This window comes from Mucilaginibacter sp. Mucisp86, from assembly GCF_047324315.1.
Classification (GTDB): domain Bacteria; phylum Bacteroidota; class Bacteroidia; order Sphingobacteriales; family Sphingobacteriaceae; genus Mucilaginibacter.
Genome location: NZ_CP168503.1, coordinates 5524165 through 5542682, shown reverse-complemented (window position 1 = coordinate 5542682; position 18518 = coordinate 5524165). Strand labels below are relative to the sequence as shown.

Sequence of the window (18518 nt, the reverse complement as noted above, 5' to 3'; positions counted from 1 at the left end):
TTTAGGGGTTTAATTTTGTTATAGTGATATTTTTGTCTGTTCGGATAATTTTCACCGGGAGTGTGGTGGAGATAGTTTCAATCAGCTCGTCAACATTAGGCACGTTTATTTCCCCTTCTATTTTGAGGGTAGTTAAATCGGCGTTCGAAAAATCAACGTGATAGCCATAATCATCGGTCATGACCTCGCCGATTTGCGCAAGGCTGGCGTTGTTAAATAAAAGCTGGTGTTTGGTCCATTTTGTGATTTTTTCAGGCGCGGGAAGAATAATACGGGTAAGGGCTTTTTTATAAGCATGCTGCACGTAATCGCCCGGTTTCATAATAAGCGATTGTTTCCCGGATGCGGCGTCAACGTAATCAAGCCTGATCTTTCCCTGTACTAAACCCACATTGGTTTTGTTATGCCTGCTTCTGACATTAAAAGTTGTTCCCAACACCTCAATATCCATATCAGCGCAATGCACTATAAATCTTTCAGAGGGTTTAATATGGTCGGGCTCTTTATTGATATGTTTTACGTTGAACAGTCCTTCTCCATTTATCCAAACCTCCCTTGAATTTTTATCCCAGTTATCAGAGTAAGTTAATTTCGAGTTACCATTAAGCACCACTGTTGAGCCATCAGGCAAGGTAGCGGTACGCAGTTCGCCAAAAGTGGTGTCAATTTCATTTGGCCTGCCTTTTATCAGCCATAAAGCAATACCTACAGATGATACCAGCAATAACATTGCGGCAACACGAAGGAACCTGTTTAACGTGAAGATCTTTGGCTTACCCCGATCTCTTTGCAGTGATGATTCAATCCGGAGCCAAACTTTTGATTGATTAGCCTCGTTGGTAAAAACATCCTGCTTGCGGTATGCGGTAATAATTTTTGAAGCTTCGGCTATTATTTCTTTCTGTCGCGGGTATGCTGTTTCAACCTGCTGCCAAAAAACAGTGTCGTTATGTGAGGGGTTAATCACAAAACGGAGAAAATCATCGTCTTCTAAAAAATCCGGCAGGGTATAATTACTGTATTTGGCTATCTGCATGGGTTATAAGGTGTTATTTACTCCTTATAGACAGCACCCTACCCTAATTATCCCTACAAACCGAAAAAAAAATTAATTTTTAATGATTATTTACGTAAAAGCATGAATACAAGGCTAAAACAATAGCCAATTTGGAAGTTTTGAGTACATCCTGGAGGTTATCAAACGCCTTATAGATCAGTTTATAGGCCGAACTGACGTTTATCTCCATAATATCAGCAATTTCATCATAACCCAAACCTTCATAAAAGCGCAGGTAGATGATTTCCTGTTGCCGCGCCGGCAAAGCTTTTACATGAAATTTAATCTTCTTTTGTAACTCCTGTTCTTCCTCATCGGCCATGATCTGCTGATCGAAGGATATTTCGAACGGAAAGTTATGCTCCGCTTCATCTTCCAGATCGACAAAGCGCGATTTTGATTGCAGCTTGCGGAAAATAATGCTGCGTAAAGATTTAAAAAGATAGTTTTTTACCGAAGCAGGATTGCCAAGCCCTGCCCTGTTTGTCCACAGCCTGATAAAAAGATCATGGATAGCATCCTCAATGACATTGACATCCCTGGTAAATTTATGCCCGTAGTTATTGAGTACCTTAAAATATTGGTTATATAATTGTGTGTAGGCATCCCAATTGCCTTCTTTAAAAGCAAGCCAAATAGCAGTATTATGATCGTCATGAACAATTTGTTCGTGAGACATAGCTTAACCAGGGGATAAAACGTTTTACAATTGAAATCAGGTACAATGTAATAATTATAACAATAATTTTACGTCAACTTTAAAAATCAATGTCACTTAAATTAAAGTGAGATTATCCTAACGTATATTTATCGTGTGGACACATCTTGTTAATGAAAATCAATCAATAAAATCGAATGTCATTTTCTTTTATTTAAAAAATGTGCTTAGACGATAGAACTGATATGGGAACCATTACAAATGAGTTATACAGTTTGAAAATTGAAAAACGCTGAAATATTCTTTTTTTAAAATAACTTAGCCCGTATCAATTTTTCCCTGGATATTTAAGAACCTGCTGCCGGATTAAATTATGTTTGAATCAGTTACTATTAAGGATATTGCCAAGGCTTTGGGTGTGTCAACATCAACGGTATCAAGAGCGCTGAACGGAAGCTATGAAATAGGTACCGAAACCAAAAAGCTTGTCCTTGAGTATGCCGAAAAGATAAACTACCGGCCCAACCCTATTGCTTTAAGTCTTAAAGAACAAAAAAGTCACTCGATAGGCGTAGTGGTTTGCGAGGTGGCAAATGATTATTTTTCGCAGGCCATTAACGGCATCGAGTCCATAGCTTATAACCGCGGATATCACGTTATCATTACCCAAACGCACGAGTCATTTGACAGGGAAAGCGCCAATGTAAAGCACTTGCTATCAAGACATGTGGATGGTTTGCTGGTATCATTATCGGCCCAAACAACCGATACCTCTCAATATAAATACCTGCTGGATAAAGGTTTCCCTATTGTATTTTTTGACAGGGCAGCTCCAGATCTGAACACCCACAAGGTGATAGCCAATAACTTCCAGGGCTCGTTTAACGGTACGGAAGCATTAATCAACTCGGGTTTCACCAAAATTGCACACCTTACCAACTCAAATAACCTGCTCATAAGCCATGAGCGCTTTGAAGGCTACAAGGCGGCACTTGATAAACACGGCATCGAATTCAGGCCCGAATACCTTAAACATTGCAACCATGGTGGCATGATACACGACGAAGTGGAGATTGTGCTGAAAGAATTGCTGGCATTGGATGATAAACCGGAGGCTATTTTTAGTGGCAGCGACAGGCTAACCATCAGCAGTATGTCGATATTAAAAAAATGGGGCTTAAAGGTTCCCGGAGATATTGCGATAGCCGGGTTCACTAACTCGGATGTGGTTGACCTGTTTGACCCGCCTTTAACGGTGGTACGCCAGCCTGCTTTTCAGATTGGGCAAATGGCCACCGAAATGCTGATCAAAACCATCGAAAGTAAATGGCCCGTTGAAGAATTTACTACGGAGAAGGTTGATACGCAGTTGATAGTAAGGTCATCATCTAATAAAGTTTAAGCAATTACACAACCGTTACTTTCACTCCTTTTTCTTCCAGCATATTAAGCATTGCCGGGCTGATGCCGCTATCGGTAATGATCTCATTGATCTGATCTAACGAGCAGATCTTCGCTAATCCACGCTTGCCAAACTTTGTACTATCGGCAAGTACAATCGTAGCCTGGGCAGCATTGATCATTTTTTGATTAAGGCGTGCTTCGGATAAATTGGTTGTGGTGAGCCCTATTTCCGGATCGATGCCATCTACCCCTAAAAACAAAACACCGCATAGCATATCGTCAAGCATCAGTTCGGCATAGTTACCGGTTACTGACGACGAGGTATTACGCATCTGCCCTCCCAATTGAACAATATCAACCTGCGGATGCTGCAAAAGTTCAAGAGCCACCGGCAGGGCTGCTGTAACAACAGTAATATGCTTATTTGGCTGCATAGCCCGGGCAAGGGCAAGCATGGTAGTACCCGAGGCTATAATAACCGAATCGTTAGCACCAATACGGCTTGCGGCTTCAAAAGCTATCCTCTTCTTTTCAGGGCCATTCAACTTTTCTTTTTCGGCAACCGGCCTGTCATTGGCATAAGGGTTTGTTTTACTTGCACCGCCATGCGTTCTGAAAAGCAGGTTTTTATCTTCCAAAAGTTTCAGGTCCTTTCGGATAGTAACTTCCGAAACACTTAACTGGTTACTGAGGTCCTGTACATTCACAAAACCATCTGTATCAATCTTTTGCAAGATAAACTTATGCCGGTCAGTGTTTTTACTCATAATCGCTAAATTAAACAGAAAAATTGATTGTAATGTTTTGTAAGGCTTACTGTGCTCCTCGTTAATCAAATGTAATCAAATAAAATTATTTTTAATTTCATTTAGTTTTATTTTATTTCGATTTTATATATTTGAATAAACATCGAAATAAAATGAATCAGTTTACAAGAGAGGCGAATCTTAACTATCTTACTGATACCGAAAAGATCTGGGACCTGATCATCATAGGTGGTGGAGCTACGGGACTTGGCGCAGCTGTCGATTCAGCTTCGCGAGGCTTCTCTACGTTATTGCTGGAACAAGCCGATTTTGCTAAAGGCACCTCGAGCCGTGCGACCAAACTGGTACACGGCGGCGTTCGGTATTTGGCACAGGGCGATATAGGACTTGTGCGGGAGGCCTTACGTGAGCGGGGGTTACTACTAAAAAATGCGCCGCACCTTGTAAAAAATGAAAGTTTCATTATTCCCAATTATACATGGTGGGATGGTGTTTTTTATACTATAGGCCTCAGCATTTATGATCTACTGGCTGGCAAACTAAGTTTTGGCCGGGCAAAACATATTTCAAAAAAAGAAACCACTAAACGATTGCCGGGAATCCTGGAAAAAGGACTTCACGGCGGCGTTGTTTACCATGATGGGCAGTTCGATGATTCGAGGCTGGCAATTAACCTGGCGCAAACCGCCGTTGAACAGGGCGCAACCCTGCTCAATTACTTTAAAGTAACCGGATTAATTAAAAACACAGCCAGTAAAATCACAGGCGTAAAAACTACCGATACAGAAACAGGTGCCAGCTATCAGTTAAAAGCCAAAACGGTAATCAATGCCACCGGCGTTTTTGTTGATGATGTGCTTAGAATGGATACGCCCGAGAAAAAGCCGATGGTTAGGCCAAGCCAGGGTGTACACCTTGTGCTCGACCGTAAGTTTTTACCGGCCGAAGATGCACTGATGATCCCCAAAACCGAGGATGGGCGCGTACTTTTCGCCGTTCCGTGGCATGAGAAATTGCTGATAGGTACCACCGATACTCCTATCGACTCGCACAGCCTGGAGCCGGTAGCGCTGGATGAGGAAGTGGAATTTATATTGAGAACCGCCGGCAAATACTTCACCAAAGCCCCAACCCGTGCAGATGTTTTAAGCGTTTTTGCAGGCTTAAGGCCGCTTGCTGCCCCGCAGGACGGATCATCAAAAACAAAAGAAATTTCAAGGAGCCATAAGCTGATCGTTTCCGCATCAGGACTGATTACCATAACCGGCGGCAAATGGACTACTTATCGCAAAATGGCTGAGGATATTGTTGATAAGGCTATTGAGGTTGGCGGGCTTAAAAACGCGTCTTGTAAAACAGATTCATTATCTATACATGGCAGTCGCCCCAACCCTGATCGCACCAACCCAATGTTTGTTTACGGCGCCGATATTGAAAACGTTTTGGCTTTGTACAAGGAGAACGCTGACTGGAAAAACCCTGTTCATGCTGAAGGCAGTTATACAAAGGGCGAAGTGATCTGGTCGGTAAGAAAGGAGATGGCACGAACTGTTGAAGATATACTGGCACGCCGTACCCGTGTGTTATTTTTAGATGCCCGCCTGGCTATCGAAATGGCACCCGAAGTAGCCCGCCTCATGGCCGGCGAACTCGGAAAAGATGTAGCCTGGGAACAAGCACAGATTAAAGCCTTTAACGAAACAGCAAAAAATTATATACTAACACCGCATTAAAATGAACAAATTTAATGTGATATTCAATAAATAAACCAAGGTAAACCAAACCAAATTATGCAGGAATATATTTTAGCGCTCGACCAGGGCACTACCAGTTCGCGGGCCATAATTTTTGATCATGCGGGCAAGATCATTACTTCGGCACAAAAGGAATTTAAACAGTATTTCCCAAAACCAGGCTGGGTTGAGCACGATCCTAACGAGATTTGGGCAGGGCAGATCTCCGTTGCGGTTGAGGCCATTGCCAAAGCAGGCTTAGGTGGCGGAAACATCAAAGCCATAGGTATAACCAACCAGCGCGAAACAACCATAGTATGGAACCGCAAAACCGGCGAACCCATCCATAATGCCATTGTTTGGCAGGACAGGCGCACTGCCGCATTTTGCGATGAGCTCAAACAAAACGGCTATAGCGATATGATCCGCGACAAAACAGGCCTTGTGATTGATGCCTACTTTTCCGGATCAAAAATAAAATGGATCCTGGATAATGTTGAAGGTGCACGGGCGCAGGCCGAAGCAGGCGAGCTTGCCTTTGGCACGGTTGACAGCTGGCTCATCTGGCAGTTAACCCGCAGCGAAGTACATGCTACCGATGTAACCAACGCCGGCCGCACCATGTTATTTAACATCCGCACCCAGCAATGGGATGATGAACTGCTACAATTGTTCAATATCCCTAAAAGCATATTGCCCGAGGTAAAACAATCAAGCGAACTATATGGCCACACCGCCAATAATATATTTGCGCAAAGGATCCCCATTGCAGGCATAGCCGGCGATCAGCATGCAGCCTTGTTCGGGCAGATGTGCATTGATAAGGCTATGGTTAAAAACACCTATGGCACTGGCTGTTTTATGCTGATGAATATCGGGCACGAGTTTATTAAATCAAAAAACAATCTGCTTACCACAGTTGCCTGGAAAATAAATGGTGAGATCACTTACGCTTTTGAGGGAAGCATCTTTATAGGCGGTGCAGTTGTACAATGGCTGCGCGATGGTCTTGGCATTATCAAAACCTCGGCGGATATTGAAAAACTGGCTACATCGGTAAAAGATACCGCCGGTGTATATTTTGTACCTGCATTTGCAGGCCTGGGCGCCCCCTACTGGGACCCGGAAGTGCGCGGGGCTATAGTTGGCCTAACCCGCGGGGCTACCGCCGCCCATATTTCAAGGGCCGCATTGGCATCAATAGCCTACCAAACTATGGACGTACTTAAAGCGATGGAGGCCGACGCAGGTATGGAAATTAAAGAATTACGTGTAGACGGCGGTGCAACGGCCAATAACCTGCTGATGCAGTTTCAATCAGACGTGCTGAACTGTAAGGTTATAAGACCGGAGGTAACTGAAACAACGGCGCTCGGCGTAGCTTACATGGCCGGGCTTGCCGTAGGCTACTGGAAAGACATTGCCGAGATCCAGCATTTATGGGCAGTTGAGGCCGAGTTCAACCCGGGCGATGATCTGGAAGAAGTAAAAACCGGCATAGCTGGCTGGGAACGCGCGGTAAGCACAGCCCAATGCTGGTCTAATTCCAGCCACCCCGTATCTGTTATTTAATATCCACCATTAAAATATTTTAAACATGTCTCCATTTGTAGCCGAATTGATAGGCACCATGCTCATGATATTGTTAGGCGATGGCGTAGTGGCCAACGTAGTTTTAAAAGATACGAAGGGAAATAACAGCGGATGGATAGTGATCACTACCGCCTGGGGCCTGGCTGTTTTTGTTGGGGTTGTTGTAGCAGGACCGTATAGCGGGGCGCATCTCAATCCCGCCGTAACTTTGGCGCTGGCCATTGCGGGCAAGTTTTCCTGGGCAAATGTTATACCCTACATTATTGCTCAATTTACAGGCGCTTGCCTCGGTGCATTTTTAGTTTGGATAATGTATTATGATCATTTTAAGCGCACAAATGATCCAGCCTCCATACTGGCTGTATTTTGCACCGGCCCTGCAGTAAGAAATTACGTCTCCAATATCGCCAGTGAAGTAATTGGTGCGTTTGTGCTGCTATTTACCATTTTCTATATAGCAGGCGCGGAAATTACGCCGGCTAAAACGCCTATCGGCCTTGGCTCTATTGGTGCAATCCCTGTAGCCTTATTGGTGTGGGTAATAGGCCTGTCGTTAGGAGGCACCACCGGTTACGCTATTAACCCCGCCCGCGACCTTGGCCCGCGTTTCATGCACATGCTATTACCGATAAAAGGTAAGGGTACCAGCGATTGGGCTTACGCCTGGATCCCCGTGATAGCCCCGTTGGTTGGCGCTTCTATTGCTGCGGTATTGTACCTTTCGATTAAGCAATAAATCTCATTTGAGGCAGCCCCAGACTTACGAAGTTTTAAAAACTTCGTAAGTCTTTAAAACGCCATGTTACGCCTCTCCGGCTCTTAAAATCCCCCTTTGTTCATTCCGTTCTTTTTGTGCTTTTAATACACATTTTGTTCAAGTTGTTCATTTAATTAAAACTTAAGCGAAGAGCTAACAGGAATAGAGTTTGCTATCAACACAGAAATCAAATTTTGTAGATTTATTTCCCCACAACAAGATTAATGGTAGAAAATAAGCAACAATGCTATCAAAATTCAAATCCACCGGCTTAGCAAAAATCGCGCCACTAAAATTCATTTTTCGTAAACAACATTTTACAACCTGTGATGCATATTTCAAAGCAGCAACTTTCAAAAAAGTATAATACAGCTACTTAGTGTACCTTTTACAAATTTGTTTTTCACCACTCGCCAAATTTCATTTTCACACACTGCACATTTCTACTCTTCATTGTTTTAAGCCTCCGGCATGGCTTTGCTTTTGCAACCTACCCCTAAAAAAACACAACATTAACCCAAGTTTATATCAATACCGGCTGTCCCCCGGCCGCTTTGATTAAACTTTTAAGCAAGATACGCGAGCGCGTTGCAAGTCTTGCCGACATGCGTAAAAACACATGAAATTTATCACTTTACTGGCGATGGGATTCCTATGGCCACAGTTAACCCTGCATCTGAAAGCGCAGGAGGGGGAACCGGTATTAATTGAAGACTTTGGGGACGGAACGGCTCAAATAGGTCCGAAAATAAATGACGGGAATTTTTCTACTACCTATAATTACATTCCATCACAACCGGGTGAAGGCAGCTATACTATTGCCAACTCCACTGCCGGCATGTACCCTGAATCGTGGCTGCAAACAGGTAATCATACACCTGGGCAACCCAATGGCTACATGATGATTGTGGATGCCACCAATGCCATCGACGAATTTTATAAAAGAACGGTTAAAACCCTGTGTCCCGGTACTACTTACAGGTTCAGCGTTTATGTATTAAACTTAATGAAACAGGGCGGCATTAAGCCCGACATTACATTTTCTGTAACCACTGCTCTCGAAACCAAAACAAAACATACCGGCCCTATCGACAATGGCTTAGGCTGGCTGGAATACAATATTACTTTTAATACCCCGCCAACCGGCGGCGATGTAACTATCAAAATGACTAATAATGCCAGTGGCGGCTACGGTAACGACGTGGCGTTAGACGATATTTCACTACGCCCCTACGGCCCTGCACTTACTACCTATTTCGGAAACGACAAAACAGCCATAACAGCACAGGGATGCGCTGAAGCTGATAAGTTTTACACCTTGAATGTTAGCACCGCATCCGATCTACCTTATGAAAATCCTGTTTATCAGTGGCAAATAAGTACACCAAACGGATGGATAAATATTCCCGGCGCTGTATCGGGCTCCTACCCGCTCCATCAACCTATCACCACCGGCAATTATCAATACAGGGTATTAGTTGCCCAGCAGGGCAATATTAATTCGGCGCAATGCAGATTAATTTCATCGGCTGTAACGTTAACCGTTATCAATCCGGAACCGGCTACTGCCACTGCAAGTTCGCCCGTCTGTCCTGGCGAAAACATTTATCTTACGGCATCAGCTGGCGATAGTTATAGCTGGACAGGGCCAAATGGCTTTACGTCTGCGCAACAAAACCCAGTCATTAGCGGTGCAACAGCGGCTATGAGCGGGCAATATCAAGTTACTGTATTTAAAAACGGATGCTCAAGCGTTGCGCCTGGGGTTACAGTAAATATAAACGCACCTGTAGTTGCTAATGCAGGTGACAATCGGACAATTTGCAAAGGCGACAAAACACAGCTCCACGCCACGGGCGGAACATCCTACAGATGGTACCCCGCAACCGGCCTGTCGGACCCAAACATCCCCAACCCAATGGCATCCCCAGATGAAACAACCACCTACACAGTTGAAGTGACCAATAACAGCTGCAAGGCCAAAAGCGCCGTAACCTTAACGGTAAACCAGGGTCCCGGAGCCTACGCCACCGCCACACGTGAAGTCATGAAAGGCGATAGGATACAGCTTCATGCCCAGGTAAGCGGCGAAAATGTTACTTATTACTGGACACCTAACGAAAACATCAGCAATACCACATCTTTAGAACCCTTTGTATTTCCAACCAGCAACATCACCTATATTTTGCATGTATTGCAACCCGGATCGTGCAACCTGGAGTCTAAAGCTGCTGTTGAGGTAAAGGTTATTGATAAATTCACCATCCCCAACACGTTTACTCCCAATGGAGATGGCATAAACGACACCTGGCAAATAGATGCGCTGGGAGCCTACGACAATGCCATTACACAGGTTTTTAACCGATACGGAACAATAGTTTACAACGCCAAAGGCTATACAAAAGCTTGGGATGGAACATACAATGGCAACAGGCTGCCTACGGGAACCTATTACTACAAGATCGATCTGAAGAATGGTACGGTTTACTCTGGATGGGTGCAGATCATAGGCTGATTATTCCTGACCGGTTCACCGCAATAGAGAAATTAAAAACCATGTCATTGCGAGCGTAGCGTGGCAACCGCACGGAAGCATAGCCACCCTGTATAGCATGCGATTGCTTCGTTCCTCGCAATGACATGGGTTTATTATCGTTTCTGTTAATTGCAGCTATTGCAACAAAGCCTTAATCTTATTAAAGATCTCGGTATTACTATAAACCCCTCTGAAATCAAGCGAATGAGGCCCGTAACTAAACACAGGAACTGGGATGCCCGTATGATCATTGGTACTGAAATCGCCCCATACGTAACCGTTATTAATACTGCCATCGAGCAGAGTTAAACCTCCGGTTTCATGATCCGCGGTCACAATTACCAGGGTTTCACCATCTTCATCGGCAAATTTCAGCGCATCGCCAACTACGCGGTCAAAGTCACTATTCTCAGTAATTACCTGTTTCAGGTTATTGGCGTGACCGCCGTGATCAATCTGCGAACCCTCAATCATCATAAAAAAACCTTTTGGCGCATTCTTAAATGCTTGGGTTACCTTATTGAATGCCAGCGGGAGATAATTGCCCCTACCCTCCATTTTCGGGCGGGTTACGCTGTCATCCATTAAGCCCAGGATTTTAGGAGCCGAGCTATTTAAAAATTCATCGAAGTTGCGGATAACTGTATATCCCCTCTTCTTCATCTTATCAACAGGACTTTCACCATTAACCGGCCAGATAAAGTCTTTATATGACGAACCTAAGAAAATATCAATTGGCGATGAAGTGATCTGATTCGCGATTGCTATCGAATGGCTCCTTTCTAAATCATGTGCATAAAAAGCTGCGGGGGTAGCGTCCGTTAATTCACAAACCACAATATCCGCGGTTTTCTTACCTGCTTCCGCGCTGTAATCAGCTAATGACTTCAATGGTTTTCCTGACGGATCAACACCCACTGCCCTATCATTAGTTTTTTGGCCTGACGCAAAGGCGGTTGCTCCTGCAGCAGAATCGGTGATATAAGCATCGGCAGAATTGGTTACCGAAAAACCAATATTCAGCATTTGGAAAATATTCAACTGCCCACGGTTGGCTGTATAGGTTGAATAGATTTGCGAAAGCCCCATGCCATCGCCAATGCACAAAATGATGTTTTTAACTTTCTTAACCGCGCCGTCCGATTTATAAGCTGGTTTATAAATGGTGTACGCTTGCGGTGCGGTGTATTCGCTTGCTGGCTTCTTGTTCAGGAAATCGCCAAGCTCCTCAATTTTATCGGTACCAATTACATCAACACCTAAACGGATAAGGGCCAGCCAACTGCTTTTGGTATCAGGTGTTTCCCAAAAACGGACTTTTTTACCGGAGTTATGTACGCTATCGATCCCCGCTTTTATCCTCGCAATTTCTTCATTATTCAATACACCTTTACCATTCCAGTGTATGTATTTACCAAACGGAAAACTTACCAGTCCGATTTTTTTCCATTGCGCTGGCGTAAAGCCGTTCATATGATCTACATCAAACGAGATCCATGCTGGGTAGTTAGTCATCTCAGCTGGAGGCGGCACTGCTCCTGTCATAACTATCGATAGTCTGCCCGGATGACCTTCATAATCAAAATATTGCTCCAACGGTTTTAGTTCTTTAATCACCAGCGGCAATACTGCTTTATGATCTTCTTTAATTTCAATCAGCAGTCTTAAATGACGTTGCGGGTCGCGTTTAAATTTTTCAATCAGCGGATCTATATATAAAGCTTTTAATGACCGCTTTGCATCGATCTCCTTTTTATCATGCGCAACCATCAGCTGCCCGTTAACGGCATAACAGTCGGCCTCGATAGAACCGAAACCTTTTTCATAGGCCCGGTAAAAAGGGATGTTGTTTTTGTAATCGTTGTGTGAATGTGCGTCGGCTACGGTGTAGTTTTTAACCTGCGCGTTGGCCGTCAGGCCGGTGTTTGCCAGCAGAGCCGCCAGCGTAATCAGGGTAGTACTTTTTTTCATTTGGTATAGATATAGCAAAACCGGGCTAGGCCCGGTTTTGTAAGTTTCAATATGTCAATTACCAGCCGGCATTCTGTTTCAGCTGGCCCTGGCTTATCTGGATGTCCTTTGGCGGGATAGGCCAAACGTTATCCCTCGCCGGGTCAAAGTTACGAGCTTTCCACACAACTGAGCCATTTGAACCGTGTAACGGTTTTGCGTAAATTGCCTGCGCATCGCCCCAACGAACAAGGTCAAAATTACGATCGCTCCACTCGCCTGCCAATTCAACACGACGTTCGTGTTTGAGGTTTGCCATCGTAGCATTAGTAATTGGACTCAATCCTGCACGTACACGCACCTGGTTAAGCGCGGCATCGCCGTTTTTGCCCTGCATGATCTGAGCTTCGGCTTTAATCAGCAAGATCTCGGCGTAACGCAATAATGGCACGTTTAAATCTGTTGATGGCTCATCACCATTAGGGCTTACGTGGATACCACCCGCATAGCTAAACGGCTCCATATATTTATTGAACTGATAACCGGTTAAGCTATTGCTTTTGCCGCCGATTGGGTAAGTATAAGTTTGACCGAAATACTGGAAGCTATCACCTTTTTGCAGGATAGTAGCCGGAAGCCTTTTATCGCCTGCCTCAAATTCATCAACCAATTCTTTAGTTGGCTGATAGTAACCGAAACCGTTATATAAACCCCAGCCTTTGTTCTCCAGCATCGCACCCGGTAAAATGCTTTGACCATTTAGGTTACTGGCTACCGACCAGATATACTCAGAACTGTAGTTATTGGCGATCTTAAATACATCGGCATAATTGCTTAACAAGGCATGCTTACCGCTCAGGATAACCGAATCGGCATATTTTTCGGCATTGGCGTAGTCCTTAGCATGCAGGTAAGTTTTGGCAAGATAAGCCAAGGCCGCAGTTTTGTGCGCGCGGCCGTAATCGGAAGTAGCCAGCTTATCAAAATAAGGAAGCAATGAAGCTGCTTTTTTCAAATCCGCCTCAATGTAAGCGTAGTTATCTTTTACTGAAGGTAACTGAGCCGGGAATGCCAACGGATTAGCGCGATTTTGTAAAGGAGCACCTTGTTTATCTGATCCATATAAATCAGCTATCTCCAGGTGCATTACTGCATGGATAAAGTAAGCCTGACCCAAAATAAAGTTTTTGGTAGCGGCATCCATGTTAATGTTTGGCACGTTGTTAATCACATCATTGGCGCGTTTCATTACCACAAAGTGTAATTGCCATGGCGCGTAAATACTGTTTTCGTTACCTGTACATACAAAGTTTTTGATATTTTCCCTATCCGCTGATGTACGGCCTACAACCATATCATCACTGGCGTTAATGAACCAAAAGAAACCGCGGCCATAAAGGTCTTCGCTGTTACTTTGTTTCTCATATAACCCATTGGCCGCTGCCTGAGCATCAGCAGCTGTTTTCCAGAAGTTGGTACTGGTTGGCGTACCGGTTGGTTTAATATTATCTAAAGTGCCTTTTTTACAGCTTTGGGCCAGTGCGATAACCATTACACCCATTAAGCCTTTGCTAATTATATTTTTGAATTTCATCTCTGTATCTTCTTAATTGTGGTTCCTGATTTTTTATAAGCCTACGTTAACACCTATTAAAATGATCCTTGCCTGTGGGTACAGACCTAAATCAACACCGTTTTGGTTGATACCAACTTCCGGGTCAAGACCTGTATATTTTGTAAATGTGGCCAGGTTTTGAGCATTGGCGAAAACACGGGCACTACGTACACCTATTTTAGTCATCAATGCTTTTGGCAGCGTATAACCAAGGGTCACGTTTTTTATGCGCATGTATGAGCCATTCTCAACATAAAAATCAGATACGTTACCAAAGTTTCCGTTTGCATCACTTGCAGATAAGCGCGGGATATTGGTATTAGTATGAGTTGGGGTCCATGCATTTTTAGCATCAGCCAGCAGGTTATAATTTTGGATAGATGCATTTAAACCGGTGTATTTAACAGCGTTGAAAAGTTTATTACCTGCAATACCCTGTAAAAACACGCTCATATCAAACGGACCGTAGCTGAAGTTTGCAGTAAACCCGTAGCTGAATTTAGGAAACGGTGTACCCAGGTAAGTTTTATCGGCCTCGGTTATTTTACCATCGTGGTTAAGGTCTTGGAATTTGATATCACCTGCTTTAGCGTTTGGCTGGATCAGGTTACCTGAACCGTCTTTGTAATTATTAACCTCATCCTGTGACTGGAACAGACCGGCAGTTTTGTAACCAAAGAAAGAGTACAAAGAGTAACCTTGCTGTAACCATACAGGTACCAGGTTGTCCCTTACTGTTGGACCGGAAAGGATAGTTTGCTGACCTGGAAGTATGTTATCAATTTTATTTTTGATGTATGATCCGTTAGCTGCCAGGTTATAGTGGAATTCACCAACGGCACCCTGGTATTTAACGGCTAACTCTACGCCTCTGTTTGTGATCTGGCCACCATTAACAAACGGGGGATTTGACACACCATAAACCGCTGCAACCGGCGGTTGGAACAGGAACCGTGTATTTCTTTTTTGGAACACATCAGCAGTAACATTGATCTTGCCATTCATTAAACCTAAATCAACACCGATATCGGTTTGAGTAGCTTTTTCCCATTTAAGGTCAAGGTTAGCCAAACCATCAACAGCCGAACCGGTGATGGCAGCAGCCGGACTACCTAAATAGCCTGCAGTTTTGGTTAGCGAAACCGAAGTTGGGAAGCTTGGCAAACCTGCAAGGTTACCCGACTGACCATAGCTTGCCCTTAACTTAGCAAATGACACCAACGCATCAGTAGGAAAAAATGATTCCTTGCTGATTAACCAGCCTGCAGATACACCCGGATAAACCTCAGCGCGGTTTTTACTTGTTAACAGTGACGTAGCGTCACGACGGATGATACCGTTGATAAAGTATTTGCCGGCATAATCATAACCGATCCTGCCAAGGTACGAGATCAAAGCTGATTCGTTTTTGTTGCCCTGCAGAGGCACACCGGTTGGGTTAAGGCTACCATTGATGATGTAACGGTAAGCAGGGTCCTCGCTTAAATAGTTATCCGTATTTACGCTAAAAAACTCCTGGGTATCATCCTGATAGGTATAACCTGCCAAAGCAGTTACGTGGTGATTACCAAAGGTTCTGTCGTAGTTTAAAGTTTGTTCGGCCAGGATGGTACGCGTATTATTTTGCTCCTGGAACAGGAAGTTATCGAAGAATTTCTTTCCCGGCTCCAAAACCCTTGTACTAAAGTTTTTAATGGTTTCAGAGTTTTTAGTAATCCCCAGGTTTGAGCGGAATTTTAAACCTTTAACCAGGTTTATTTCAACATAAGGGTTGATATTGAAGCTATTTACAGCGTCGCTGTTATCCAAACGTTTTAAATAGGCAACCGGGTTAATAACGTCGCCATAAGAGCCTGCGTACTGTGCGGGCACACCACCAAAGCTGCCATCGGGGTTGTAGATAGAAGCATTAGGCGGATAGAAAATTGCCGATAAAATAGCACCGGTATAGGCGCTGGTTGTATTAGCGCCTTGTCCGTTGTTATAAGAGTATGAGAAGCTCTCGCCAATCTTCAGCCAGTTATTGATCTGGTGATCGGAGTTTACACGAAAGTTGTAACGGATAGCGTTAGTATTTAACAGGATAGCATCGTTTTTACGGTAGCCACCTGATACGTAAAAGTTAGATTTCTCTGTACCACCGCTGATATTCATATTATAATCCTGAATGTAACCTGTTCTGAACAAGGCATCTGTCCAGTTGGTACGGGTTACACGCGAATCTGGGTTGATAGTTGCATCAAAGGCGGGCAAACGGGTTTTGCCTGCATTATCATAAGCAGTATTTATCGCATCTGCATAATCGGCAGCGTTTAACGCTTGCAAGATCTTCAAAGCATTTTGCACACCGCCTTTTGCAGTAATGTCAAGATTGGTTTTGCCTTGTTTACCACGTTTGGTAGTGATCAAAATTACGCCACCGGCAGCTTTAGCACCGTAGATAGCTGCGTATGAGTCTTTCAATACGTCTATTGATTCGATATCTGAAGGATCAATCGGACCTCCGTTGTAAATAGTACCGTCAACAACCATCAGCGGGCCTTCATTGTTGAAAGAGCTTTGACCACGTAACCTAATGCTCGGGCCCGAAGTTGGGTCACCACCTTCGTTCAAAACCGTAACACCGGCTATCTGTCCCTGCAACATTTCGGTAACCGAGCCTACAGAGCGGTCTTTAACATTGCTAACTTTTAATGAGCCTACCGAACCGGTTACATCGGTATTTTTCTGTGTGCCGTAACCTACTACAACTACAGCGTTAAGACCGGTAACATCAGCCTCCAAAGTAATGTTAAGCGGCGACTGGCCGGCAACAACTTCACGGCTTTTGTAACCGATAAAACTAAATACCAGCGCCTCACCTTTTTCAACAGTAATTTTAAAATTGCCGTTAACATCCGTTGAGGTAGCGGCGGCTGAGGTTTTGCTGCGTACAGCTACGCCCGCAAGCGGACCATCCTTATCAGTCACCGTTCCGGTTACTGTAATTTTTTCGGGTGCACGTACCACTTTTTTGTGGGAGATGATGATAGTGCCGTACTTTTCGCGGTACTCCAATTGCGTATTAGCAGTTAAAGCGTTAAGTACATCTTTTAAGGGCTTGTTAACAAATGAATTTGCCTTTACTTTTACCGCGGCCACATCATCCATCTTGTAGTTAAATGCAACGGTATTTACCGCTTTTTTGAGTTTCTCGAGCGATGCATCCATGGTCTCATCGGCAAACTTTACGGTTACCGGCTGATCCATCAGCGACACACTACGCTCGGCGAAGGCGCGTGAGGGCAATAATGCCGTCAGGGTTGTTACCAGCAACAAAATTGCTGAGATTAATCTTCTTGAAATCCGGGTTAAAGATTTTTCCATACATTTGTTTTTAAAGTGATTAGTAACTGCCTGTTGGCTTTTAGTTTTGGCAGCTACACTTAATTGAGCCAGTGCCTGTTGGAGCAGGCATTGGTTTTCCTTTTATATTGCTATTTAATATTTACCATATCTCCGTTTAACTTATACTTGTGGCCATCAATAAACTGAAGTATATCCAGCACCTGCCTGATATTCAGCTTATTTGAAAACCTAACCGAGTAGTGCTGCTGTGCCAGGCGTTTTTCATTGTATTTAAAATTCACGCTGTAGCGATTTTGCAGGTAAACTGTAATCTCCTTAAATGATGCATTATCCAGTATCAGTTCGTCATGCATCCAGCTCAGGGAATGATCGACAGTTAACTCCTGGCGCGTAAAGCTTCCATGTTGTTTGTTGTAGGTTAGCTGCTGCCTCGGGGTATAAAAGCCCAAAGTATGGCGCTGATCATGCACTTCTACCTTACCACTGTTCACGTAAACCTGCAGATCGGGCAGCTCTTTATAAAATTTGATATTAAACGATGTACCCAATACCTGTGTAGTAACTTTTGCGGTATGCACCATGAATGGCCTTTTTACATCATGCTTTACATCAAAAAATGCCTCGCCATTTATCAGAGTAACTTCCCTTCTTGAATCGCTGAAACTAACGGGGAATTTTAATGATGTACCTGCGTTTAACTGCACTGTGGTACTATCGGGCAACGTGATCTGTTTCATGCTGCCTTTGGGGGCGGTGATTACCTGGTAGGCAATCTGCTCATTTTTATGGGTAGCTATTTTTGAATAGAACAGTCCGGCGCATACTGCAACTAAGACAGCCGCAGCAACTTTTAACCAGGTAGTGTTTAACCTGCGAATCTTACCTTTAGCTATGGTTTGTTTTTCTATACGTTCCCAAAGTGGTTGCTTCAGAGCTTTAATATTATCGCTGGTATTAGTGTCCGCATCAAGTTCATGCATCATTTGTTGTAAAAGCTGCAATTCCTCGTCGGTGCATTTACCGGCGTTAAACTTATCGAGTAATCTTTTTATTTCTTTTTGATTCACCTAACAGGGGCTTTATACTTGTTAAGTGACCGA

Annotated in this window: 12 protein-coding genes; 5 read left to right on the top strand and 7 right to left on the bottom strand. The window is 43.9% G+C overall.

What is annotated here, in order from left to right:
• Window position 1: 1 nt before the first annotated feature.
• Both ACEN9X_RS23265 and ACEN9X_RS23260 read right to left on the bottom strand, forming a co-directional pair.
• A complete protein-coding gene (locus tag ACEN9X_RS23265; RefSeq protein WP_413667396.1) occupies window positions 2-1036 on the bottom strand; it encodes a FecR family protein in 1035 nt (344 codons plus the stop codon).
• Between the two features lie 79 nt (window positions 1037-1115).
• Entirely contained in the window at window positions 1116-1736 is a 621-nt protein-coding gene (locus ACEN9X_RS23260; RefSeq protein ID WP_413667395.1) for an RNA polymerase sigma factor, read from the bottom strand.
• A gap of 352 nt (window positions 1737-2088) precedes the next feature.
• On the opposite strand from ACEN9X_RS23260, the gene ACEN9X_RS23255 reads away from it, so the two are divergent.
• Window positions 2089-3117, top strand: a complete 1029-nt coding sequence (locus ACEN9X_RS23255) for a LacI family DNA-binding transcriptional regulator (protein ID WP_413667394.1) — start codon at window positions 2089-2091, stop codon at window positions 3115-3117.
• A gap of 4 nt (window positions 3118-3121) precedes the next feature.
• Here the strand turns inward: ACEN9X_RS23255 and ACEN9X_RS23250 are convergent, their stop codons facing one another.
• Complete coding sequence (locus tag ACEN9X_RS23250) at window positions 3122-3886, bottom strand: DeoR/GlpR family DNA-binding transcription regulator (RefSeq protein ID WP_413667393.1); 765 nt, start codon at window positions 3884-3886, stop codon at window positions 3122-3124.
• Between the two features lie 152 nt (window positions 3887-4038).
• Here ACEN9X_RS23250 and ACEN9X_RS23245 point away from each other — a divergent pair, with 152 nt between their 5' ends.
• From ACEN9X_RS23245 to ACEN9X_RS23230, 4 genes are all read left to right on the top strand, one after another.
• Entirely contained in the window at window positions 4039-5619 is a 1581-nt protein-coding gene (locus tag ACEN9X_RS23245; protein ID WP_413667392.1) for a glycerol-3-phosphate dehydrogenase/oxidase, read from the top strand.
• A 57-nt stretch (window positions 5620-5676) separates the two neighbouring features.
• On the top strand, window positions 5677-7191 hold the full coding sequence (gene glpK / locus ACEN9X_RS23240; RefSeq protein ID WP_413667391.1) for a glycerol kinase GlpK: 1515 nt from the start codon (window positions 5677-5679) through the stop codon (window positions 7189-7191).
• Between the two features lie 25 nt (window positions 7192-7216).
• Window positions 7217-7948, top strand: coding sequence for an MIP/aquaporin family protein (locus tag ACEN9X_RS23235; RefSeq protein ID WP_413667390.1), 732 nt, complete (start codon window positions 7217-7219; stop codon window positions 7946-7948).
• Window positions 7949-8588: 640 nt separating this feature from the next.
• Window positions 8589-10484 (top strand): gliding motility-associated C-terminal domain-containing protein, encoded by a 1896-nt coding sequence (locus tag ACEN9X_RS23230; RefSeq protein WP_413667389.1) that lies wholly within the window; start codon window positions 8589-8591, stop codon window positions 10482-10484.
• Window positions 10485-10640: 156 nt separating this feature from the next.
• On the opposite strand, the gene ACEN9X_RS23225 is transcribed toward ACEN9X_RS23230, so the two are convergent.
• From ACEN9X_RS23225 to ACEN9X_RS23210, 4 genes are all read right to left on the bottom strand, one after another.
• A complete protein-coding gene (locus tag ACEN9X_RS23225) occupies window positions 10641-12476 on the bottom strand; it encodes an alkaline phosphatase (protein WP_413667388.1) in 1836 nt (611 codons plus the stop codon).
• Between the two features lie 58 nt (window positions 12477-12534).
• Entirely contained in the window at window positions 12535-14049 is a 1515-nt protein-coding gene (locus ACEN9X_RS23220; RefSeq protein WP_413667387.1) for a RagB/SusD family nutrient uptake outer membrane protein, read from the bottom strand.
• 33 nt (window positions 14050-14082) lie between these two features.
• Window positions 14083-17436, bottom strand: a complete 3354-nt coding sequence (locus tag ACEN9X_RS23215) for a SusC/RagA family TonB-linked outer membrane protein (RefSeq protein ID WP_413667386.1) — start codon at window positions 17434-17436, stop codon at window positions 14083-14085.
• 110 nt (window positions 17437-17546) lie between these two features.
• Window positions 17547-18485, bottom strand: coding sequence for a FecR family protein (locus ACEN9X_RS23210; RefSeq protein ID WP_413667385.1), 939 nt, complete (start codon window positions 18483-18485; stop codon window positions 17547-17549).
• Between the last annotated feature and the right edge of the window lie 33 nt (window positions 18486-18518).

Bases quoted from the DNA above. Each gene is read 5' to 3' on its own strand.
- glpK (WP_413667391.1), top strand. From the start codon at position 5,677: ATGCAGGAATATATTTTAGCGCTCGACCAGGGCACTACCAGTTCGCGG.
- ACEN9X_RS23260 (WP_413667395.1), bottom strand. From the start codon at position 1,736: ATGTCTCACGAACAAATTGTTCATGACGATCATAATACTGCTATTTGG.
- ACEN9X_RS23225 (WP_413667388.1), bottom strand. From the start codon at position 12,476: ATGAAAAAAAGTACTACCCTGATTACGCTGGCGGCTCTGCTGGCAAAC.
- ACEN9X_RS23235 (WP_413667390.1), top strand. From the start codon at position 7,217: ATGTCTCCATTTGTAGCCGAATTGATAGGCACCATGCTCATGATATTG.
- ACEN9X_RS23250 (WP_413667393.1), bottom strand. From the start codon at position 3,886: ATGAGTAAAAACACTGACCGGCATAAGTTTATCTTGCAAAAGATTGAT.
- ACEN9X_RS23230 (WP_413667389.1), top strand. From the start codon at position 8,589: ATGAAATTTATCACTTTACTGGCGATGGGATTCCTATGGCCACAGTTA.
- ACEN9X_RS23245 (WP_413667392.1), top strand. From the start codon at position 4,039: ATGAATCAGTTTACAAGAGAGGCGAATCTTAACTATCTTACTGATACC.
- ACEN9X_RS23215 (WP_413667386.1), bottom strand. From the start codon at position 17,436: ATGGAAAAATCTTTAACCCGGATTTCAAGAAGATTAATCTCAGCAATT.
- ACEN9X_RS23265 (WP_413667396.1), bottom strand. From the start codon at position 1,036: ATGCAGATAGCCAAATACAGTAATTATACCCTGCCGGATTTTTTAGAA.
- ACEN9X_RS23220 (WP_413667387.1), bottom strand. From the start codon at position 14,049: ATGAAATTCAAAAATATAATTAGCAAAGGCTTAATGGGTGTAATGGTT.
- ACEN9X_RS23255 (WP_413667394.1), top strand. From the start codon at position 2,089: ATGTTTGAATCAGTTACTATTAAGGATATTGCCAAGGCTTTGGGTGTG.